18 protein-coding genes are annotated in these 21952 nt (G+C 34.6%); 13 read left to right on the top strand and 5 right to left on the bottom strand.

Features of this window, described 5'->3' with window-relative positions:
* Nucleotides 1-25 precede the first annotated feature (25 nt).
* From KI430_RS05450 to gcvP, 9 genes are all read left to right on the top strand, one after another.
* Complete coding sequence (locus KI430_RS05450; protein ID WP_248877249.1) at nt 26-1285, top strand: mechanosensitive ion channel family protein; 1260 nt, start codon at nt 26-28, stop codon at nt 1283-1285.
* Nucleotides 1286-1308: 23 nt separating this feature from the next.
* The gene (locus KI430_RS05445) at nt 1309-2028 is read left to right on the top strand and encodes a pyridoxine 5'-phosphate synthase (RefSeq protein ID WP_248877248.1); all 720 of its coding nucleotides are present in this window, start codon (nt 1309-1311) and stop codon (nt 2026-2028) included.
* A gap of 36 nt (nt 2029-2064) precedes the next feature.
* On the top strand, nt 2065-3075 hold the full coding sequence (locus KI430_RS05440; RefSeq protein ID WP_248877247.1) for a YhcG family protein: 1011 nt from the start codon (nt 2065-2067) through the stop codon (nt 3073-3075).
* A gap of 16 nt (nt 3076-3091) precedes the next feature.
* On the top strand, nt 3092-3865 hold the full coding sequence (locus KI430_RS05435; RefSeq protein ID WP_248877246.1) for an alpha/beta fold hydrolase: 774 nt from the start codon (nt 3092-3094) through the stop codon (nt 3863-3865).
* Between the two features lie 83 nt (nt 3866-3948).
* A complete protein-coding gene (locus KI430_RS05430) occupies nt 3949-4890 on the top strand; it encodes an alpha/beta hydrolase (protein ID WP_248877245.1) in 942 nt (313 codons plus the stop codon).
* Nucleotides 4891-4962: 72 nt separating this feature from the next.
* The gene (locus KI430_RS05425) at nt 4963-5223 is read left to right on the top strand and encodes a hypothetical protein (RefSeq protein ID WP_248877244.1); all 261 of its coding nucleotides are present in this window, start codon (nt 4963-4965) and stop codon (nt 5221-5223) included.
* Entirely contained in the window at nt 5220-6230 is a 1011-nt protein-coding gene (locus KI430_RS05420) for an NAD-dependent epimerase/dehydratase family protein (protein WP_248877243.1), read from the top strand. The genes KI430_RS05425 and KI430_RS05420 overlap by 4 nt, the downstream gene beginning before the upstream one ends.
* A complete protein-coding gene (locus KI430_RS05415; protein WP_248877242.1) occupies nt 6230-7990 on the top strand; it encodes an AMP-dependent synthetase/ligase in 1761 nt (586 codons plus the stop codon). Before KI430_RS05420 ends, KI430_RS05415 begins: the two co-directional genes overlap by 1 nt.
* 136 nt (nt 7991-8126) lie before the next feature.
* On the top strand, nt 8127-10985 hold the full coding sequence (gene gcvP, locus KI430_RS05410; protein WP_248877241.1) for an aminomethyl-transferring glycine dehydrogenase: 2859 nt from the start codon (nt 8127-8129) through the stop codon (nt 10983-10985).
* A gap of 81 nt (nt 10986-11066) precedes the next feature.
* On the opposite strand, the gene KI430_RS05405 is transcribed toward gcvP, so the two are convergent.
* Nucleotides 11067-11837 carry an alpha/beta hydrolase family esterase gene (locus tag KI430_RS05405; protein ID WP_248877240.1) on the bottom strand — a complete coding sequence of 257 codons (771 nt, stop codon included), beginning with the start codon at nt 11835-11837 and terminating at the stop codon, nt 11067-11069.
* 428 nt (nt 11838-12265) lie between these two features.
* On the opposite strand from KI430_RS05405, the gene KI430_RS05400 reads away from it, so the two are divergent.
* The gene (locus KI430_RS05400; protein WP_248877239.1) at nt 12266-13696 is read left to right on the top strand and encodes an OmpA family protein; all 1431 of its coding nucleotides are present in this window, start codon (nt 12266-12268) and stop codon (nt 13694-13696) included.
* 102 nt (nt 13697-13798) lie between these two features.
* On the opposite strand, the gene KI430_RS05395 is transcribed toward KI430_RS05400, so the two are convergent.
* The 4 genes from KI430_RS05395 to KI430_RS05380 form a co-directional block, all read right to left on the bottom strand.
* The gene (locus tag KI430_RS05395) at nt 13799-14266 is read right to left on the bottom strand and encodes a hypothetical protein (RefSeq protein ID WP_248877238.1); all 468 of its coding nucleotides are present in this window, start codon (nt 14264-14266) and stop codon (nt 13799-13801) included.
* 198 nt (nt 14267-14464) lie between these two features.
* Nucleotides 14465-15639 (bottom strand): IS3 family transposase gene (locus KI430_RS05390; RefSeq protein WP_248874265.1). Its coding sequence is split into 2 segments (ribosomal slippage): nt 14465-15381 and nt 15381-15639, totalling 1176 coding nucleotides; the frame shifts between segments, so codons are not numbered across the junction.
* A 141-nt stretch (nt 15640-15780) separates the two neighbouring features.
* Entirely contained in the window at nt 15781-16644 is an 864-nt protein-coding gene (locus KI430_RS05385; protein WP_248877237.1) for an alpha/beta fold hydrolase, read from the bottom strand.
* A gap of 231 nt (nt 16645-16875) precedes the next feature.
* Nucleotides 16876-18000, bottom strand: a complete 1125-nt coding sequence (locus KI430_RS05380; RefSeq protein WP_248877236.1) for a helix-turn-helix domain-containing protein — start codon at nt 17998-18000, stop codon at nt 16876-16878.
* 741 nt (nt 18001-18741) lie between these two features.
* On the opposite strand from KI430_RS05380, the gene KI430_RS05375 reads away from it, so the two are divergent.
* Genes KI430_RS05375 through fucP form a run of 3 tightly spaced genes read left to right on the top strand, consistent with a single transcriptional unit; the run spans nt 18742 to nt 21952 of the window.
* Nucleotides 18742-19749 (top strand): LacI family DNA-binding transcriptional regulator, encoded by a 1008-nt coding sequence (locus tag KI430_RS05375; RefSeq protein ID WP_248877235.1) that lies wholly within the window; start codon nt 18742-18744, stop codon nt 19747-19749.
* A 36-nt stretch (nt 19750-19785) separates the two neighbouring features.
* Nucleotides 19786-20697, top strand: a complete 912-nt coding sequence (locus tag KI430_RS05370; RefSeq protein ID WP_248877234.1) for a carbohydrate kinase family protein — start codon at nt 19786-19788, stop codon at nt 20695-20697.
* A 10-nt stretch (nt 20698-20707) separates the two neighbouring features.
* Nucleotides 20708-21952, top strand: a complete 1245-nt coding sequence (fucP, locus tag KI430_RS05365) for an L-fucose:H+ symporter permease (RefSeq protein ID WP_248877233.1) — start codon at nt 20708-20710, stop codon at nt 21950-21952.

Raw genomic sequence — 21952 nt, 5'->3', positions numbered from 1 at the left:
TAAATTTGTGAAATAATTCCTCTCAATGAAAAACGAACTCATAGATTACAAAGATTTTCTTCAACGAATCAGTGATGAAATTCATTTTTTCTGTAAAGATTTTTTTCCTGATGAATTTGTCTTAGCAAGTCAAATTACACTAAAATTTGCGCTTCTGATATTCTTAATTTTTATTGTTGCTTTTCTTCTGAAAAACGGAATCAATCTTATATTCAAATTCTTTTTTGATAAGGAGAAATATCCTGTAATGAAATCCATTTATAAAGCAAAAGTCACCAACTCTGTGGCTAATATTTTGGCTTTAGGATTTGGGAATTATGCCTTGTTTTCTATCTTTTACAGGCATCCCAAAAGCTTTGTTTTTCTGGAAAGGCTTATTGGGATTTTGATTGTTTTGGTGATTGCTAATATGGCTTTCCGTTTTATCAAAGTTTTACAGAATTATTACCTGATTCAGCAGGATTATTATAAAATCATCGCTATCAATTCTATTTCTCAAACCGTTAGGATTTTTGGTGGATTTATTTTTGGAGTTATAGCTATTTGTGTTTTGTTCGGTATAAGTGGAACTACTGTTTTGGGAAGTTTAGGAGCAATAACTGCCGTTATTGTTTTGGTTTTCAGAGATACAATTTTAGGTTTCGTAACGGGAATCCATGTTGCTACTTCCAAGAATTTGAAAGTAGGCGACTGGGTGGCCATTCCAAAATATTCTATCGAAGGTAATATAGAAGATATCGATTTGTTGACAACGAAGATCAGAAACTTTGATAAAACACTTTCAACTATTCCGACTTATGATTTGCTGACAACAGAAATCAAAAATATGCAGGTGATGTCTGAAACGAATACGAGACGAATAAAAAAATCTATTGTATTTAATATCAAATCTTTCAAATTTCTGAATGATGAAGCTTTTAGTGAATTGTTGAAGATTAATCTGATTCACGATTATCTCGTGGAAAAGAAAAAAGAAATTGATGCTCAGAAAAGTACACTGAAAAACGCTGATGAGATTATCAATGGTCAGCAATTGACCAACATTGGAACTTTCAGAATTTACGCTTTGAATTATCTTAAAAATAATCCTAATATCGACCAGGAAGGAACGATAATGGTGAGACAAATGGAGATTACACCGCAAGGAATGCCTTTGGAGATCTATTGTTTTGCCAATGATTCTAACTGGGTCAATTTTGAGCAGATTCAGGCCGATATTTTTGACCATCTTTTGGTGGCTTCCAAAGAATTTGACCTCGAGATAATGCAGGTAAACAAAATATAAAAATCAATTATCATTTATAAATTATGACCAAACTTAGTGTCAATATCAATAAAATCGCAACGCTGAGAAATGCAAGAGGTGGCGATGTTCCAAGTGTAACTCAAGTTGCTTTGGATTTGGAAAGATTCGGAGCGCAGGGAATTACAATCCATCCAAGACCAGACGAAAGGCATATCACAAGAAAAGATGTTTACGATTTGAAACCTTTGGTAACAACGGAATTCAATATCGAGGGAAATCCACATCGTCCGTTTATCGATATGGTTTTGGAAGTAAAACCAGAACAAGTGACGCTGGTTCCTGATGCTGATGATGCAATAACATCCAACGCCGGCTGGGATTGTGAAAAGAATTTAGATTTTTTGAAATCTGTTATTTCGGAATTCAAAAATGCTGGAATCAGAACGTCTATTTTCCTTGACCCAAATCCGGAAATTGTAAAGTTTGCTGCAGAAACGGGAACAGATAGAATCGAACTTTATACAGAAGCTTATGCCAAACATTATTTTGATAATAAGGAATTTGCTATAGAATCATATTTTAAAACGGCTGTAGTTGCAAGTGAATTTGGTTTGGGAATCAATGCCGGGCACGATTTGTCATTAGACAACTTAAAATATTTCGCAGATAATGTTCCGAATCTTTTGGAAGTTTCTATTGGTCATGCATTGATTTCGGAAGCGCTTTATCTTGGTTTGGAAAATACAGTTCAAGCTTATTTGAAGCGATTGGCGAAATGGTAGTTTATAATTTAATGATTAAATTTTTATACTTCTAAAATGAGTTTCATTACCGACATCCAGAAAATCTTAGAACTGGCGAGACAGAAATCTTATTCTGCCATTAATTCTGCGATGGTGGAAGCTTACTGGTCTGTTGGAAAAAGAATTGTAGAAGAAGAACAAAATGGAGAAGAACGTGCTGAGTATGGAAAATTCATTATAAAATCTCTGTCCACAGAGCTCACGGAAAATCTTGGAAAAGGTTTTTCTGAACGTAACTTGCGTAACTTTAGACAATTTTATCTGACATTTCCAGAAGAAGAGATTCGGCACACACTGTGTGCCAAATTGACTTGGTCTCATATAAGGTTGATTATGAGACAGGACAATAAAGAAGCCAGAAATTATTACCTCAGAGAAGCTGCAGAAAATAATTGGACCGTTAGAACTTTGGATAGGAATATTTCCACACTTTATTTTGAGAGGCTTTTAATGAGTCAAAATAAAAATGAAGTTGAAAGGGAAATGATAGAAAAGACTAAAGATTTCCAATTGGATAAATTTGAATTTATTAAAAATCCAACGGTTTTAGAATTTTTGAATCTTCCTAATAATCTTTCTTACACAGAAAAAGAATTAGAAAAAGCTTTAATCGAAAATCTTCAAAAATTCATTTTGGAATTGGGAAAAGGTTTTGCATTCGTAGAAAGACAAAAGCTCATCAGAACTGAAAATAATACGTTTTATATCGACTTGGTTTTCTATAATTATAAACTAAAATGTTTTGTTTTATTAGATTTGAAAACCACAAAAATTTCGCATCAGGATGTCGGTCAAATGGATATGTATGTGAGGATGTTTGACGATTTCGAAAAATCCGAATCCGACAATCCAACCATTGGAATAGTGCTTTGTACAGAAACCGACAGCGATATTGCAAAATATTCTATCTTGAAAGGAAATGAGCAATTATTTGCTACAAAATACAAATTGTTTTTGCCAACAGAAGAAGAATTGAGAAATGAAATAGAAAGAGAAAAACAGATTTTTAATGCTCAATTCGAATAAAATTTAATAAATATTAATGGAAATTTTACATTCAAAAATATACGGAGAAGAGAGAACGGAAACACCACTTTTGGTTTTTCACGGATTATTCGGAATGCTCGATAATTGGGGAAGTTTTGGAAAAGAATTTGGAGAATTGATGCCGACTCACATCTTAGATTTGAGAAATCACGGCAGAAGTTTTCATTCAGATTCTATGTCACACGATGATTTGACTCAGGATATTGCTAATTATATGGATGCTCATAACATTCAGAAAGCTAATGTTTTGGGACATTCTTTGGGAGGAAAAGCAGTTATGCAGTTTGCGATTAATTTCCCTGAAAGATTGGAAAAACTGATTGTTGTAGATATTACGCCAAAAGCCTATCCGCCACATCATCAAGGGATTATCAAGGCTTTGCAAAGTGTGGATTTTGACAAAGTGGAATCCCGACAAGATGTAGAAGCCGTTTTGGGCGAATATATTCACGAAAAATTTGTGATTCAGTTTCTGATGAAGAATCTGTATTGGACAGATGATAAAAAGCTAGCTTGGAGATTTAATCTAAAAACATTAGCTGAAAAATACACAGAATTTGTATCGAATGCCATCAAGTTTGGTATTTTTAAAGGTCCAACTTTGTTCATTGGCGGCGCAAATTCCAATTATATTTTGCCTCAAGATGAGTTCCTGATTAAACAACAATTCCCAGATTCTAAAATTATTAAAATCAAAAATGCAGAACATTGGGTTCAGGCGAATAATCCTGTCGATTTCAATGCGGCAGTGAAAGATTTTCTTCTTTAGTCGGTATAAAAATATAATTCAATATGGATTTGGTAATGGTATAAGCCTTGTATTACCGAATCCATATTTTAATTTGTGACTCTATGAAATGGCCGATTTCTTTTATTCTGATCTTTATTTTGACAATTTCCGCTGCTCAGGAAAAGCTTTCAGAAACTTTAAATTTCAAAGATGTTACTTATAAAATAAAAGACACGGCTCAGCAGAAGCTTGATATCTATCTTCCTCAAAAAACAGCTAAAAAATCTCCGGTTTTAGTTTTTGTCCACGGCGGAGGTTGGGCAGAAGGCGATAAAGCGCTTCGCGATGATTATTACCTAAGTGGTTTTTTCTTAAAGTTTATAAAAGAAGGTTATGCTGTGGTAAGCATCAATTATACTTTGCTCAATGAAAAAACTCATTTTCCGACACCAATTGAAGATACAAAAGAGGCCATTCGCTGGATTAGAGCAAATTCTGAGAAATATAATTTCGATACGGAGAATATTGGCATTTTGGGAGCTTCGGCAGGTGGACAGATTGGGATGATTGCAGCTTACTCCAATGATTCTCTATTTTCTGAATATAGCAGTCTCCCTAATTATTCATCGAAAATCAATTATTTTATCGATTATTTTGGACCAGCGGATATGAACAAATTGTTCCGTACAGAAGCGCCTGGTTTTATGATTTTTATTTTTAAACTGATTTTTCCAAAGATTTATGACATCAGAAACAAACTGGTTTTTGGGTTCACAGGTTATAATGTAAAAGAACAAAAAGACGAGGCTGTCAATCGTCTGAAGGTATATTCTCCAATCACTTACATCAGCAATTCTTCTGTTCCAACATTGATTATTCACGGCACGAAGGATAAAATAGTTCCTTATTCCCAGGCAGAGATCTTGAAAGAAGCTTTGGATAAAAACCAAGTTAAAAATGAAATGATTTCCATCAAAAAAGGGAATCACGGGCTTAACAAAGAATCTGATCACGAATTGATGTTCGAGAAAACCTTCAATTTTATCAAAGAAAATACCCATTAATTTACTGATAGATTTCAAGAAAAGTATAAACGATTTTTTCCCGAATTGAATTATCTTTGTAAAAATCTCTTAATGAGGAAATATCAGGAAACTATTTACAAGATTATTTTAATTTTTTCAGGTTTAATCAATCTTTTTCTTTTAGGACTTTTGTTTTTTGTACTTCGGGATTCACTTTCCGGAACGGGAAATTACTTTTTGATTTTGGAAGGCAAAAGTTTGTGGTATTTTATCGGAGTTATTGTTGCTTATACCATTGTTAATTCCATTCTCATTATTAATCTTTTCAAAAAAACATCCGATATCGGACATCAAACACCTGACATAGAATGATTTTAGTAACTGGCGCAACGGGGATTTTGGGAAGAGTTATCGTTCTCGAGCTTTTGAAAAAAGGCAAACAAGTCCGTGCCACCAAAAGAAAATCCAGCAACCTGAAAGATGTTTTAGAATCTTACCGATTTTATACCGACCAGCCTGATTTTTATTTCAATCAAATTGAGTGGGTTAATGTTGATTTCGAAGATTCAGAATCTTTGGAGAATGTTTTGAAAGATGTTGAAGAAGTTTACCACTGTTCTGCCAAAGTAAGTTTCAATCCCAAAGATGAGAAGGAATTATACAGAAATAATTCTGAAGTTACTCAGAAATTACTCTTCGCCTTAGATTCTAATCAAGTTAAAAAGTTTCTTTTCGTGAGTTCTATTGCTGTTTTGGATGGATATAATGAAAAAGGGGAAATGGATGAAAATTCCGATTTTAATGAGAAGCTTCACCATTCGGATTATGCGATTTCCAAATATGTTTCAGAAATGGAAGTTTGGCGCGCCCAATACGAAGGTTTGAATACGGTCATCATCAACCCAGGCTTAATCATCGGTTCCGGAAACTGGAATCACAGCAGTGGAAAATTGTTCAAAGAATTGTCGAACGGTTTTACGTTTCCAGGTTCTACAGCTTATGTCGATGTCCGGGATGTGGCGAATGTTGCTATTGAATTGATGGAAAAATCAATTTTCGGACAAAGATTCATTGTGACTTCCGAAAATATTAAATATAAAACGATTTCTGATAAAGTCCGAAAAGTTTTTGGCAAGAAACCTGTGAAAATCATCTCGGATTCGGTTCTTGATATCTTACCAGTATTTTCAACTTTGCTTGGTTGGTTGATTCCGATTCTCAAATTGGCAAACAAAACCAATGTAGAAACTGTTAAATCAGATTCGAAAATTACCAATAAAAAAATTCGTGAAACTTTGAATTACGAGTTTATTCCAATTGAAAAAAGTGTAGATTTCCACTTAAAAAATTATGCTGAAAGCATTTCAAAATCTAATTAATGAACATTGCGGAATTTCTGAATAAGAATGTCAAAAGATTTCCACAGAAGGCTTCTGTAGGATTCAAAAAAAATAATGAATGGAAGGAACTGACTTGGGCGAGATTCCAAAAAACAGTTTTAAAAACAGCCAACGCGCTTGTAAAAGCTGGAGTCCAAAAGGATGATAGAGTAGCGATTTTTGCGGACAACTCGCCGGAATGGATGATGATGGATTTGGCTACGTTGTGTCTTGGCGCGATTACCGTTCCAATTTATTCTACCAACGGAACGGAGCAGGTGGAGTATATTTTCCACCACGCTGAACCAAAAATCATCTTAGCAGGAAACGAAGAACAATACGATATTTGCCACGAATTATTAAGCAAATCGCAAAATGTTGAACTAATTATTTCAGCAAAAAGTAGTTTTAAATTAAAAGATAAATCCATTACGCTTCAGGATTTTATTGAGAATGCTTCGGATAAATTTGACATTGTCGAAAGAATGAATGACGATGTTGCAACAATCATTTACACGTCCGGGACTTCCGGAATTCCGAAAGGTGTAATGATTACGCACGGCAATTTTCAGGACACATTTGATAAACACGTGAAATTTTTTGATTTCAAGAATTTTGAAGGTGAACATTCTTTGGCATTTCTGCCGCTCAGCCACGTTTTCGAAAGAAGCTGGACATTGTTCTGTTTTTCTCAAGGCGCCAAAGTCAGTTTCTTGGAGAATCCAAAATTAATTGCCAGTGCTTTGGCAGAAGTTCGTCCAACCACGATGTGTTCTGTCCCGAGATTCTATCAAAAAATCTATGCAGGAATCAACGAAATGCTGGCGACTGCTTCTCCAATCAAGAAAAAAATCTTCGCTTGGGCAATCGACAATGGAAGTCAGGTTTCGGAATTAAAACGGAATCAACAAAATATTCCTTTCTTATTAAATCAAAAATATAAAATCGCCGACACTTTGGTTTTCAATAAAATCAAAACCAAATTAGGTGGAAGATTGTGGTTTATGCCTTGTGGTGGCGCATCGATTTCTGAAGAAGTGACGAAATTCTTTGATGCAATGGGAATTCACATCACTGTTGGTTACGGAATGACCGAAACTACGGCGACTGTGACGGCTTTTCCATTCACCAAATATAAATACGGAAGTGCAGGAAAGTTGTTGGGAGATTCTCAAATCAAAATCGGAGAGAACAATGAGATTCTTGTAAAAGGAAGCGGAATAATGAAAGGTTATTACAAAAATCCTGAAGAAACCGCCAAAGTTTTTACCGAAGATGGCTGGATGAAAACAGGTGATGCCGGTATTTTTGATAACGAAGGAAACCTGACTATCACAGATCGAATCAAAGATTTGATGAAAACTTCGAACGGAAAATACATCGCGCCTCAACCGATTGAGAATATGTTTTCCAACAACAGCTACATCAACCAAATTATGTTGATTGCGGAAGATAAGCCATTTGTTTCTGCTTTGATTGTTCCGAATTTTGAAACATTAGAAGAAAAAATAAAAATGCTTGGTGTTACTTTTACCAACTGGAAAGAAGTAGTGGAGAATGAAAAAGTTCAGAAGTTTTATCAGGAACTCATAGACGATATTCAAAGCAATGTTTCAAGTTTTGAGAAAATAAAGAAATTTATCCTGATGCCTGCAGATTTTGAAATCCAAAACGGAGAAATTACACCGACCTTAAAAATTAAACGAAATATCGTTCTCCAAAAATATTCGGATAAAATTGATACGATATATAATAAATAGCCTTTAAAAATAAATTTTTTGTATCAAATAAAATGGTGTCGATCGATTTTATCAAATTCTACACTTAATAATTATTTTTAAAAATTGATTAAATTTACAAACCTTATTAATAAGAATCTAATTTGAAGTTTTATAAATGAATACACAACAATTCGTAAATCGTCACATCAGTCTTAATGAGTCTGATAAAGCGGAAATGCTGAAGAAAGTAGGGGCTGGAAGCATAGAAGAATTAATCTCACAAACCATTCCTGATTCTATCAGGTTAGAAAAAGATCTGGATATCTCGGAGCCTCTTTCGGAGTATGAGATGCTTTTACATTCCAAAGATTTAGCTTCCAAAAATGCAGGTTTCGATACTTATATCGGATTTGGTTACAACGATACCATTCTGCCTTCGCCAATCCAAAGAAATATTCTTGAAAATCCAAGCTGGTACACAGCTTATACGCCTTACCAAGCGGAAATCGCACAAGGAAGATTGGAAGCATTACTCAATTTCCAGACTGTAGTTTCTGATTTGACAGGTTTCCCATTGGCCAACGCTTCTCTTCTAGACGAATCTACGGCTGCTGCAGAAGCGATGCATATGTTCTTCAACAACAGAACTAAAGACCAAAAGAAAAATAATTCTACAAAGTTTTTCATCTCAGATTTAGTTCTTCCACAAACTGTTTCTGTCCTTAAAACCAAAGCAGAAGGACTTGGCATCGATGTAATTGTTGGTAATCATATCAATCATCAATTCAATGATTCTTATTTTGGCGTTTTGTTGCAATATCCAGGCAAAAACGGAATCGTTCTAGATTATACAGACAATATTACTTCTTACAAAGAATTCGATTTGCAAGTGGTTGTAGCTTGTGACCCGATGGCTTTGGTGAAACTAAAATCTCCTGCCGATATGGGCGCTGATTGTGCTGTTGGTACCACGCAGAGATTTGGGATTCCTATGGGGTATGGTGGTCCTCACGCAGCGTTTTTCACTTGTAAAGAAGATTACAAGAGAGACATCCCTGGAAGAATCATCGGAGTTTCTCAGGATATGTACGGTAAACGAGCATTGAGAATGGCTTTGCAAACCAGAGAACAGCACATCAAAAGAGAAAGAGCAACTTCAAACATTTGTACAGCTCAGGTTCTTTTGGCAGTAATGGCTGGAATGTATGCTGTTTATCACGGACCTAAAGGTTTAAATTTCATTGCTGACCAAATCCATTATAAGACTAATGCACTTGGAGATGCATTACAGATTTTAGGTTATGATATCGTATCGGAACCGGTTTTTGATACGGTTAAATTCAGACTGCACGAGGAGGAGAAAGCGTCTTTGAGAATGAAAATGAGAGACCAGAAAATTAATCTCAATTATTTCTCTCAGGGCATTGTTAGTATTTCTATTAACGAAACTACGACGGTTGATAAATTAAATCATTTGATTGAAGCTTTTGCTCAGTTCAAAGGAAAACAAGGTTATAAAGTTAGCCTTAAAGAAGAATATTCGATTCCAGAAGAATTATTGAGAACTGATAGTATTCTGGATGAAGAAGTTTTCAACAAATATCATACTGAGACAGAATTGATGCGTTACATCAAACGTCTGGAGAGAAAAGATTTGTCACTGACGCACTCAATGATTTCTCTAGGTTCTTGTACAATGAAACTGAATGCTGCAACTCAAATGATTCCTTTGTCTTGGGGAGAATGGGGTGGTGTGCATCCATTTGTACCAACAGAGCAAGCAGGCGGTTATCAAGCGATGATTAAAGAGTTGGAGAAAGATTTGGCAGAAATCACAGGTTTTGCAGGAACTTCTCTTCAACCAAACTCTGGTGCTCAAGGTGAATATGCAGGTCTAATGGTCATCAGAGAATACCATAAAAACAGAGGCGAAGGACACAGAAATATTGTATTAATTCCTCAATCTGCGCACGGAACTAATCCGGCCTCTGCTGCAATGGCAGGAATGAAAATCGTGGTTGTGAAGAATCTTGAGAATGGAGAAATTAATTTTGAAGATTTCAAAGCTAAGACAGAACAACATTCTGAGAATTTGTCTTGTGTGATGATTACTTATCCATCGACTTACGGTTTCTTCGATGCTAATATTAAAGAAATTACTAAACTAACGCACAAACACGGTGGACAAATCTATATGGATGGTGCAAATATGAACGCTCAGGTTGGATTTACAAGCCCTGGAAATATCGGAGCAGACGTTTGCCACCTGAATCTTCATAAGACTTTCGCCATTCCTCACGGTGGTGGTGGTCCTGGTGTTGGTCCAATCTGTGTGGCTGAACATTTAGTTCCTTTCTTACCAACCAATGCTAATATCGCAACGGGTGGAAAAGAAGCAATTGAAGGTATTTCTGCGGCACCTTATGGTTCTGGATTGATTCTTAATATCTCTTATGCTTACATCAAAATGTTGGGAACTTCAGGGTTGAAGAAAGCTACTGAACACGCTATCTTAAATGCTAATTATCTGAAGGAAATCTTGGCAGAGCATTTCCCAATCCTTTATGCTAATGATAAAGGCAGAGTGGCGCACGAATGTATCGTAGATTTCCGTCAGTTCAAATCTTTAGGAATTGAGGTGGCAGATGTTGCAAAACGTTTGATGGATTATGGTTTCCACGCGCCAACAGTGAGTTTCCCTGTAGCCGGGACATTGATGATAGAACCAACCGAGTCTGAAAACAAGGAAGAAATTGACAGATTTGCTGAAGCATTAATCAATATCAAAAAAGAGATTGAGGAAATTGCTAATGGTGAAGCGGATGCTACAAACAACGTTTTGAAAAACGCACCTCATACTGAGCAATTGGTCATCTCTGACAATTGGGACAAACCTTACGGTAGAGAGAAAGCTGCTTATCCATTGGAATGGGTGAGAACACACAAATTCTTTGCGACGGTTGCAAGAGTAGATGAAGCGTATGGTGACAGAAATCTGGTTTGTACTTGCGAGCCGATTGAAGCATATATGTAAAAATCAATGATTAATTATGAATTGTTTTGTGATTCATTGATTATATAAAAAATGAGAACCTCTCCAATCCGGAGAGGTTTTTTATTTTGTATGTCTTTTGAAGAAGCTTATTATTTCTGGGAGTGAGGATTTTGGGAATTCGTGACCGGAATTGCTTTGCTGGAGAACGAGTTCTGTGTTGTTTTTTCCTGAGAAAATAGTTTTATTGCCGTCTGTTTTTCCTTTGTCAGTGATTCCAAGATTGGATTTGACGATTGGTATGGACTCTTCCTGACTTTTTGGGAAAACCATACGGTCATTTTTGCCAATGTACATCCAAACTGAAATTGGAACTGCTCCTGAAATCATATTGCCGCCTTGTGCTGAAGCTGAACAGATAGCTGCGATTTTGTCACCTCTCGTTTTCCAAAGAACATTCACGAATCTCGCGCCGTTGGAATGACCAATCAAGTAAATTTTTTTATCATCAATATTATAATTCTTTTGGTGGATGTCTGATAAAACTTTGTCAAAGAACTGGATATCTCTTCCTTCGAGATCGTCTGCGAAAATTTGCCAGCCATTCATTTTACCATTCGGATCTAGGCCGGGAACAGTTCTTCCGGGAAATCCCTCCATAAAAATAACTAGGGCCTCTTTGTAGTAATTCTGAATGTCTATTCTTTTGCTCACAAAATTAGCATTGCCACCGTGGCCATGGAAAACAAATACAACAGGTATTTTATCAGATTTTAGAATTGGTTCATAAAAGATGGCTTTTCGGGTAAGACCATTGATGTTATAAGTTCTAATGGTTTGTGATACAATAGAAATAGAGACGGTTAATAGAAATAGTAAAAGATGTCTTTTCATAATAGTATAGTTTTTACTTTGAAAGTTTTTATACATAAAAGTTAAATCTTAATCAGATTATTTTTTTAGAGACTCCTAAAATTGTTTTTTAATGCTAATGAATTGTATTTTTTTAATTGGAGGAGGTTTTTATGTATAAGATCCATGTAAATCTACAGTTGGGAAATATTTTTAATTATTTAACAAAAATTAAACTTAATAAAATGGTTGCACCAAATTCTTATAGTTTATCGAGGAATCCGAGTAGAAAATGTTAAAATATTACAAGGTTTCTACTTTTGAATAATTCAAAATAATAAATAAATATTTTTATTGGTATGGTAATTGGATAGTGGAACACACCTATCCGATACGACGGTATTCACGTTAGGTTTATATAATTTTTCTAATTATATAATTAATAAGTAAAACAATTTAAATTTATTATTATGAAATCAAAATTAACAATTTTGTCATTGGCCTTGGCGTGTCCGGCTGTGATGTTTTCGCAAGAAATGATGCAGACAACAAGTAGTACTAATCCTGTTGAAACTACTTCTTTAAAATCAGAAGGTCCGAGGTTTAACAGTTGGTCTATTTCCTTTGGTGGTGGTGTTCCGTTGATGCAGAATGCAGATCTTAAATCGATCCAAAGTGGTAATACATTGGTAGGTTACTCTGCTTATTTCAGTATTGATAAAGCACTTTCTCACACATTCGGATTGAAGTTGCAATACGACCGTGGGGAAACAAGACAAGGATACTTCAATACAAAAGATGCTGCGCCTGCTAATGCTGCAGCTAATTTGCAAGTTGCCGGAAGAACACAATATGATGCAATCTCGCTTTTGGGAGATATCAATCTTTCTAACCTATTAAGAAGGGTAGACAGCAAAGCAGACTACAGATGGGCGATCCACGGATATGCTGGTGTAGGAGTTTTGGCATACAGAGCTTACCAGAAAGATGAATTTGGTCAAAGATTGATGACAGAAAATAAACCATTCAAATTCAACTCTTTATTTGGACAAGCAGGAGCTGGCTTGAAATATAAAATCAGTAATCGAGTAGACATAGAAGGAAGATTGATGTATGTAGTAACTGGTGATGATGCCTTCGACGGTGGTGGAAGCGACCAATATAGTGCAGTTAATAGAATCAGTGCTAAAACTTCTGATAACTTTTTCAACGGGACTTTGGGTCTGACTGTTCATCTTGGAAAACACAGCAACAGTCTGATGTGGCACGATCCATTACAGGAAGTGTATTCTAAAATAGATGAACTGGAAACTAAAATCGATAATATCCAATTGTGTAAAGCAGGAGATGCTGATAATGATGGTGTTTGCGATGACTGGGACAGACAGCTAGACACTCCGGCTGGTGCTAGAGTAGATGGTTCTGGTGTTGCATTGGATGTAGATCTTGATGGTGTAATTGACCTTTATGACAAATGTGTAACGGTTCCAGGACCTGTAGAAAACAATGGATGCCCAGTCAACAATACTGGTAATGGTGTCGTGTCTGCAGACGAAACAGCAATGAGCGGTATCGAATTCGATCTTAACTCTGACAGAATTTTACCTAATAATACGCCAATCCTGAACAGTGCTATCAGCTACATCAACTCCAACAACGGTTCTTATGTGGTTGTAGGTGCTACGGATACAAGAGGTACAGAAAGTTATAATCAGACTCTATCTGAAAGAAGAGCTAATAATGTAAAACAATATTTAATCTCCAACGGGGCTAACTCAGCAAAACTGGAAGCTAAAGGAAATGGTAAGCTGGATCTAAAATATCCGGAGTGCGATCCTGCATCCAAGTGCCCTGAATGGAAAAATAAAGCTAATAGAAGAGTGTATTTTCAAGCAAAATAAATCCTAATTTTCTATTTTTTAGACTGTCAGTAATGGCAGTCTTTTTTTTGCAAGATGTATAAAAAAAGAAACCCTCAAATAATTGAGAGTTTTTTTATGATGTCAGTAGGTTGGGCTAATCGACTGTTGAGAACACTTTACTTTCTTCAGTATATTGTCTTGATTGTCTATTGCATGATCCAGTGTTTTTGATTTATAAATGAGTTGGAAATTTTGTTTGTCAAATTTGTCTGCTTTATCTGGTGTGAAAAATACAGTATTTTTTTCTATACGGTATTTTCCATCGATGTATTGGGTTTTTATGGGGTAACCCAAAATATCTCCTGAGCTTTCTGTCTTTTGTTTTTCGACAGGATCATAATTGTAGGTGGTGATGATTATCCTTGCGTTATTACTAGCCCAACCATACTTCAGGAGTTTTTCTGTATGATAAACGAGATTGTCTTTTTTCTCTTCGGTGGTGTAGATGAAGCACTTTTCCTCATTGTCATAGAAGATAGGTTTCTCTATTATTTGTTCTTTAACTGGTGCCGGTTTTACGATAGGTGGCACCGATTCTTTTTTAGCCATTTTTTTTTGCCCGAATGTCAAACAGCTGGTTAGAACGACGGTTGCAAGCATCAAGTTTCTCATAATATTTTATTTTTTTTTCATTTTTTTGCAGCAAAAATCTCTCCAAGTTTGGAGTTATTCATATAGTTGATTTGGCATCTGAAAGCTGCATTTTTTCTTTAATTTTGGATATGCAAACAAAATTTCCAGTATAAGTTAAGCTACATTTTGATAAATTTTGTTTTGATTGTTAAACTCTTCAATAGTTTGATAATTCAAGGCACTGTGGCGTCTTTTTTTGTTGTACCATATTTCAATATATTCAAATATTTCCAGCTCCATTTTTTCTTTTGTAATAAGCTTGTTTCCATAAATCAGTTCTGTTTTCAAAGATTTGAAAAAGCTCTCTGCCACAGCGTTATCCCAACAATTTCCTCTCCGGCTCATGCTTCTTGTAACTCCATAAAATTCCAGAGTATTTGCAAATTTTCTGCTTGCATATTGAACGCCTCTGTCGCTATGAAAAATTAGACTTTCCCCTATTTTTCTGTTTTTGACAGCCATTTTCCAGGCAGAAAGACTTGTCTCTTCGGTGCTCATTCCGTTGCTTAAACTCCATCCAATGATTTTCCGATCATACAAATCAATCACTGTTGTCAAGTACAAAAATCCTTCTTTGGTTTGAATGTAGGTAATATCAGAAACCCAAACTTGCGCAGGTTTTTCGGCTATAAAATTCCTGTCCAGCACATTTTCTACCACCAAATAATTGTGTTTAGAGTTTGTAGTCACTTTAAATTTCTTGCTCAGTTTACTTCGCAGTCCAAGCTCTTTCATATATTTAGCCACTGTGACTCGGGATATTTTGTAACCCAAGGAATTTAGCTCAGACGTAATCCTAGGGCTGCCATAGCGCTGTTTTGATGAAAAATATATTGAAGTGATTTGCTGTTTTATTTTTTCCTTCAAAAGCAATTTCTTGCTGCAAGGCCTGTTTTTCCATTTGTAATAACCACTGGAACATAGTTTTAAAACATTGCACATCTTTTCAATCGGGAAAATAGATTCATTATTTTTTATGAATTTATATTTCAGCGACCGCTCTTGGAGAAGATGCCGATTGCTTTTTTTAATATATCTCGTTCTAATTCTGCATCCTTCAACTTTTTTTCCAGCTCATGAATCTTTTCCTGTTCGGGTGTCAGTTTCAGTTTTCCATTCCCTGGAAAACTTCTTTCTCCAAATTCTTCGTACTCCTTACGCCATTTGTAAAGCAGCGTGACTGCGATTCCCAGCTCCCTTGCGAGTTCTGACACATTAGTTCGTTCTTTGCTTAGCTCAACAGCTTTGGTTTTAAAAGCAGGATCGTAGATTTTTCGCTCTCCTTTCATAGGTTAAAATTAAGGTTTTATGCTTAACTTTAACTGGAAGCTAAATTAGTACATCCAAACACTTTTACACCCAATTAAAGCAAGAAATAGGACAGTAGTTAAATATTTTAAAGTCATAATTTATAGTTTAATCGAAGTTTGTTAATTCACTGTTTCAACGATTATGTTTTGAAACTTTTCAGCTTCATCCTTATGGATTTGATGCCCCGAGTTTTCAAATAAAAATAAATCTTTTTTGGGTGCTTTCAATTGCTCGTAATATTCTTGTGTAATGGAAGTTAATGTCTGAATATCGTTTTTACCAACCAGAAAATAAAGCGGACAATTGACTTTATTTAAAGTTTTTGGTAAATCAATTTTCAGTACTTCATTCCACGCAGGAGACCAGGTTTTTGACCATTGAAGAAAGCCTTTTTTGAAATCGTCACTTGTTACATATTGCTTACCATCTTTATAAAAAAGCCACTTTCTTAAGTAAAACATAGATTCGTCATTAGAAAAAGGAAAATGTACTTTTGACAATTCTTCCATAGCAACAGAGTTGTCTTTAAAATAAATTTTTAATGTTTTAAGCAATTCTTTCTCACTCGCAAGTTGGCTTATTACAGGATTGACAGCATAATATGCGTGCAATAATTCGGGATGATTTCTAACAATATAAAATCCTAAAGCATTTCCCCAAGAGCTGCCTAACAGATAAAGCTTTTTGTGATTCAGTTTCTTGAGCAGGAAATTAATAACCTCATAAGTATCTTTTCCCATAAGTTCTACTGACGGCTGAATGGGTGAAGGATTTAATTCTAATGTTTTTCCCGCATCTCTTTGGTCCCATTGAACAATCGTAAATTTATTCTTTAAAATATTGGTGAAAGAATCCGCATTTTTCATCATTGAACTTCCGGGACCGCCTGATAAAAATAGCAGAATTGGTTTATTAGCATCATCAGTTTTGATTTCTATGGCTTGTTTTATTCCACCAATTTCTACATTTAGGAGAGTGTCCATTTTTACGGTTTGTAATTGTGATAAACAAAATACAGACATCAGTAAAAAAACAAAAAGACTTATTTTTTTCATTATTTCTAAGTTTTAATTTGACTTTAAATATGTTGGTACAAATATGCTGTAGAAAGTTTTGAAAAACGTCCGTGTAAAAAAAGTCGGACTCATTTTATTGATTAAAATGAGTCCGATTATCTACAATACAAAGTTCGAGTATTTACAATTATTTAATTATCAATTGTTTCTGAATTCTGTTGGTGTTTGATTCGTATATTTTTTAAAAGAGGTATGGAAAGAAGATTTTGAATTGAAACCTACTTCATATAAGATTTCTAAAACGGTTAATTCTCTTTTTGTGGGGTCTTTTAGAATGGTCATTGCTTTTTTGATGCGATATTCATTCACGAAATCAAAAAAGTGCTGATTGATATGTTGATTAATTAAAACAGACAAATCTCGAACTGGAATTTTTACCTGATTTGCCAATTCCTGAATCGTTAGTGACGGTTCTAAAAAGGGTTCTTTTTCAACCATAAAATTTCTGAGCTGTTCGATTTGAAAATTTTTTGTGTCATCGGTTTTATTCTCAGTTTTCGGAGTTTCAACAAAATTTTCTGTTGGTTTTAAGGTAGAATCAATTCTTCGAAAAAGCTCAGGATGATTTAATGCTTTTAAAATAAACCAACACGCAGTTAATAAAAAAACTGTTCCGGCAACAATATTCAACCAGATAAATAAATCCCTATCCTGCGTGTATCTTACGATGTTTTTTATGATAATACATAAGTGGATGAATAAGAAAATCTTTGTAAGCTGAGACAGCCATTTGTATGATAAAGTGTTTGGATCGGTGTAGTTTTCAAGGTAGATCTTCTTGTATTTTTTAAGGATAAGAAATACACCAACGATATAAAAGAAATATTGCAGTTCTGCGATTGCCTGATAAAAAAACATTTCAGGGGAATGCCACATATCTTTAAAGAACAACTCTTTAGCAGCTCCTTCTGCCATAAAAAGTCTTGGAACTAAAATTAAATTGGCAACAATAAACGGAATAAGATGCAGTAAATGCTTTCTTTTTAAGGTGAAATCAGAGTAACAAACGGCATTAACGTACAGATAAAAAAGAGGCATTACCAATAAATAGGCAGATATTTTGAAAGCTTTCAGATTATAGCTATCTGTAAAAAGATGCATAAAAAGTCCGCTGATATCAATGGCATTAATGATAAGGAATGCTGCAAATAATCTGTTTTCCAGTTTTCTTTCTGTCTTTACCGTTAATAAAAATACGGCAAGCAGCAGCGATACAAAAACGGCAATCGCAGCAATAACTTCCAGAAAATTGAGTTTATCCATTTGATCTTTTTTGCAAAAATAGGATATAAGTGAGGAAGAAAAATGATTGATAATAGTCATTTTTAAAATATTGTATTTTGATTATGTTCCATTACTTAAAATAATATTCTCATTAAATAAAAATGGTGCTAACTATATACTTTAATGTATCAACAGAATCTTAGTAATTTGTAAGATATATCATTTTCTGAAAAATTATTTATTAGTATTTCGAATCTAAATTTTCTAAAACATTAAAAAAGATTATTTTGGAATCAAAAAAAAATGGCTCAATTTAGATTAAATTGGCGCCATTTGGCTTTTGGTGAACTTGACAGGACTCTGCTCAAACCATTTATTAGAAGATATAGATAATATTTTGAAGGTGTTAAACAGTATTTAAATTATTCAGAATGTGTGAAATCTTACTAATTTTTGAGTATTAATACTTTCGCTCAAGATTTATAATTAACGGATTCTAATGAAGAACAAATCATATCTCTCACTTTTTGTAATCTTCAAAAAATAAATATTTTTAGTTAAACGTTTAACCAAAATGTAACATTAAAAGGCTAATTGTTAAAATTAAATTAATATATTAGTAACTTGTTTGATTTTTTCTTATTGATATTCTGTGTTTTAAATCATTTTATATCAAAAAATAAAATTTGCCAAATTACACTTTTTCCTGAAATGACCAAAAAAAATCAACTATTGTTTTTTTAATTTATTATTAAATACTTTGCAGTGTAAATCAGAATAATGAAACGAGCATCGATTAAAGACATTGCCAGAATTGCCGGAGTTTCCGTAGCAACAGTTTCGTATGTTCTGAACAAGAAAGAAGGACAGAGAATTAGTGAGGACACCAAGAAAAAAATTTTTGAAATAGCTGAAACGATTAACTATACTCCAAATAAGATTGCCAGAAGCTTACAGAATAATAAAAGTAAATTATTAGGACTGATTGTAGCAGATATTTCCAATGATTTTTATTCCAGCATTGCCAGAAGTTTAGAAGACAGAGCTTTGAAACTTGGTTATACTTTAATTATCGGAAGCTCTGATGAAAATGCAGAAAAGTTTGAAAAACTGATCGACCTATTTTCCCAACAACAGGTTGATGGGATTATTGTTGCACCAGTCGCCGATTCGGAAGTTAGTCTGCAGAAATTATTAGATAAAAATTATCCTTTGGTCACAATCGACAGATATCTTAAAGGCATCAATGTTCCTGGTGTTATATTGAATAATAGAGAGATTGCGGAAAGTACAACATCTTATCTATTAGAAAAGGATTTTGACGAGATTATCTATTTAGGTTATGATACAAAATTGCCTCATCTTTTGGATAGAAAAACGGGTTTTGAGACAAGTATTGCAGATTCAGGGAAAAAAGTAAATACCAAATATATAGCTGTGGGTCTGGAGAATATTACGGAAGAAATTCAGTCTAAACTTGAACTGTCTTTAGGACAAAATCCAAAAAATACAGCACTTTATTTTTCAAGTAACAAACTTGCAGTTGCCGGTCTTGCTTATCTTGTTAAAAACAATATCAAAGTTCCTGAACAGGTTTCTGTACTTGCTTTTGATGAAACGGAAGCTTATAAATTATTCCCTTCAGAGATTACTTATGTGAAACAACCATTAGAAGAAATGGCAGATGAAGCTATCAAATTGCTCGATATTCAAATCAATCAATATACTTCTACTGCAAAAAAAATAATTCTTTCCGGACAGCTTATCATTAAAAATTCTATAAAATAATTTTTTTGTTAATTAACTTAAACGTTTAACCTAACTATGAATAATAATAAATCTTACACCGTATGTTTTGGAGAGGTTCTCTGGGACATTTTTCCAGCCGGATCACGAGCGGGTGGTGCGCCTTTCAATGTGGCTTACAATCTTGACAAAATGGGAGTCGATGTTCAAATGATCAGTAAAGTCGGGAATGATGAATTGGGAAATGAACTTCTAAATCAAATCAAAAACTGGAATATCTCCACAGATTTTATTCAGGTTGATAATGAAAAGCCAACAGGAACGGTCATTGCAAATTTTGATGAACACCGAGAAGCACATTATGATATTGTAGATGATGTAGCTTGGGATTATATCAAAGTTTCGCCGGAACAAAAAGAATTGATTCAAAATTCTGATGCTTTTGTTTTTGGAAGTCTGGTTGCAAGAAACGAAGAATCAAAAAAAACACTTTTGGAATTGATAGAGCTTTCCAAATTCAGAGTATTTGATGTCAATTTCCGTCCGCCCTTTATCGATTTTGATTTGATTAAAGTTTTACTTCAAAAAGCAGATCTTGTAAAAATGAACAAAGCAGAATTAAGAACCATAATCGAGTTTCTCGGAGAAGAATACATTGATGAAGATAACAGCATCAAACAAATTCAAAAACATTTTGACCTGAATGAGATCGTACTTACAAAAGGAAGCAAAGGTGCAAGATATTTTGTCGGAGATAAAAGTTACAATTTTTCAGCAGTTCCGATAGAAGTTAACGATACAGTTGGAAGCGGCGACTCTTTTCTTGCCGGCTTTTTATCAAAAAGAATTCAGGGGAAATTACCTGAAGAGATTATGAAACAGGCTGTTTCTCTTGGCGCTTTCATTACTTCGAAATCAGGCGCTTGTCCGGATTATACTTACGAAGAATTCAAATCTTTCCGCGAAGAACATTACGGTCAAACTATTTAAAATCAACACTATGAATACTGCAAAATTTACAGAAAAGAAATATGTTGTCGTACTGGCATTTGTGATTTCATTATTCTTCTTTTGGGCGATTGCTTTAACGATGGGTGATGTTCTGAACAAACATTTCCAGAATGTTTTGAATATCTCCAAATCAAAATCCGGTCTTGTACAACTTTCAATCTTCGGAGCGTATGCTTTAATGGGAATTCCGGCGGGATTGTTTATGAAAAAATTTGGTTACAAAAAGGGTGTGATTCTAGGATTATCATTATTTGCGCTCGGTTCTTTTCTCTTCATTCCCGCTGCAAATCAGATGTCATTTGACTTTTTCAGAATCGCACTTTTCGTTTTGGCGATGGGAATGGCAACCTTGGAAACGGTTGCTCACCCTTTTGTAGCAGCATTAGGAAATGAAAAAACGAGTGATCAAAGAGTAAATTTCGCTCAGTCTTTCAATGGTTTGGGTGCAATTATAGGTCCGCTTTTGGGAGGTTATTTTATCTTCGGAAAGTCTGGTCTGGATGATAATTCGTTGGATTCTGTGAAAGATCTTTACACCTGGATTGGCGTTGTGATTTTGACCATCACTATTATTTTTTCTTTTATTAAAGTTCCAAGTCTGAAAGATCCTCACGCCGAAGATATTCAGATTTCTGAGAGCGAAAATGGAGTAGAAGCTTCAGTTTCAGACCCGCACGCGCCACTTTGGAAACAAAGACATTTTATATTTGCTGTTATTGCACAGTTTTTTAACATTGCTGCACAAGGTGGAACCTGGGCATATTTCATCAATTATGGTGTTGAGAAAATGCATCTTCCGGAGATTCAGGCTTCGTATTATTTTTCTCTAAGTATGGCGATGATGATGATCGGACGTTTTGTAGGTACATTTTTAATGAAATTCATTGCTCCGAATAAACTTCTTGCAATTTTCACCGCTTGTAATATTGTATTATGTTTAATTATTTCACAAAGTTTCGGTTGGGCATCTTTCATTAGTTTAATATTATTAAATCTCTTCCTAAGTGTAATGTATCCTACTATTTTCAGCCTTGGATTGAAACGATTAGGCAGCAAAGTTCCGCAGGCATCTTCTTTTCTTGTGATGGCAATGTTTGGTGGCGCTATATTTCCTCCTTTGATGGGAAAAATTGCTGAGAAAGATATTGCACACGCTTATCTTCTTCCAATTGTTTGTTATGCTGTAATTCTATTATTTGCTTTGAAATTTTACAAGCCAAAGACACTTAAATAA

The sequence above is a fragment of the Epilithonimonas zeae genome, from assembly GCF_023278365.1.
Classification (GTDB): domain Bacteria; phylum Bacteroidota; class Bacteroidia; order Flavobacteriales; family Weeksellaceae; genus Epilithonimonas; species Epilithonimonas zeae_A.
This window is presented reverse-complemented; position numbering and strand designations above follow the sequence as displayed.

Bases quoted from the DNA above. Each gene is read 5' to 3' on its own strand.
- KI430_RS05370 (WP_248877234.1), top strand. From the start codon at position 19,786: ATGAATAATAATAAATCTTACACCGTATGTTTTGGAGAGGTTCTCTGG.
- KI430_RS05430 (WP_248877245.1), top strand. From the start codon at position 3,949: ATGAAATGGCCGATTTCTTTTATTCTGATCTTTATTTTGACAATTTCC.
- KI430_RS05395 (WP_248877238.1), bottom strand. From the start codon at position 14,266: ATGGCTAAAAAAGAATCGGTGCCACCTATCGTAAAACCGGCACCAGTT.
- KI430_RS05440 (WP_248877247.1), top strand. From the start codon at position 2,065: ATGAGTTTCATTACCGACATCCAGAAAATCTTAGAACTGGCGAGACAG.
- KI430_RS05425 (WP_248877244.1), top strand. From the start codon at position 4,963: ATGAGGAAATATCAGGAAACTATTTACAAGATTATTTTAATTTTTTCA.
- KI430_RS05400 (WP_248877239.1), top strand. From the start codon at position 12,266: ATGAAATCAAAATTAACAATTTTGTCATTGGCCTTGGCGTGTCCGGCT.
- KI430_RS05435 (WP_248877246.1), top strand. From the start codon at position 3,092: ATGGAAATTTTACATTCAAAAATATACGGAGAAGAGAGAACGGAAACA.
- KI430_RS05380 (WP_248877236.1), bottom strand. From the start codon at position 18,000: ATGGATAAACTCAATTTTCTGGAAGTTATTGCTGCGATTGCCGTTTTT.
- KI430_RS05385 (WP_248877237.1), bottom strand. From the start codon at position 16,644: ATGGACACTCTCCTAAATGTAGAAATTGGTGGAATAAAACAAGCCATA.
- KI430_RS05450 (WP_248877249.1), top strand. From the start codon at position 26: ATGAAAAACGAACTCATAGATTACAAAGATTTTCTTCAACGAATCAGT.
- gcvP (WP_248877241.1), top strand. From the start codon at position 8,127: ATGAATACACAACAATTCGTAAATCGTCACATCAGTCTTAATGAGTCT.
- KI430_RS05375 (WP_248877235.1), top strand. From the start codon at position 18,742: ATGAAACGAGCATCGATTAAAGACATTGCCAGAATTGCCGGAGTTTCC.
- fucP (WP_248877233.1), top strand. From the start codon at position 20,708: ATGAATACTGCAAAATTTACAGAAAAGAAATATGTTGTCGTACTGGCA.
- KI430_RS05420 (WP_248877243.1), top strand. From the start codon at position 5,220: ATGATTTTAGTAACTGGCGCAACGGGGATTTTGGGAAGAGTTATCGTT.
- KI430_RS05415 (WP_248877242.1), top strand. From the start codon at position 6,230: ATGAACATTGCGGAATTTCTGAATAAGAATGTCAAAAGATTTCCACAG.
- KI430_RS05405 (WP_248877240.1), bottom strand. From the start codon at position 11,837: ATGAAAAGACATCTTTTACTATTTCTATTAACCGTCTCTATTTCTATT.
- KI430_RS05445 (WP_248877248.1), top strand. From the start codon at position 1,309: ATGACCAAACTTAGTGTCAATATCAATAAAATCGCAACGCTGAGAAAT.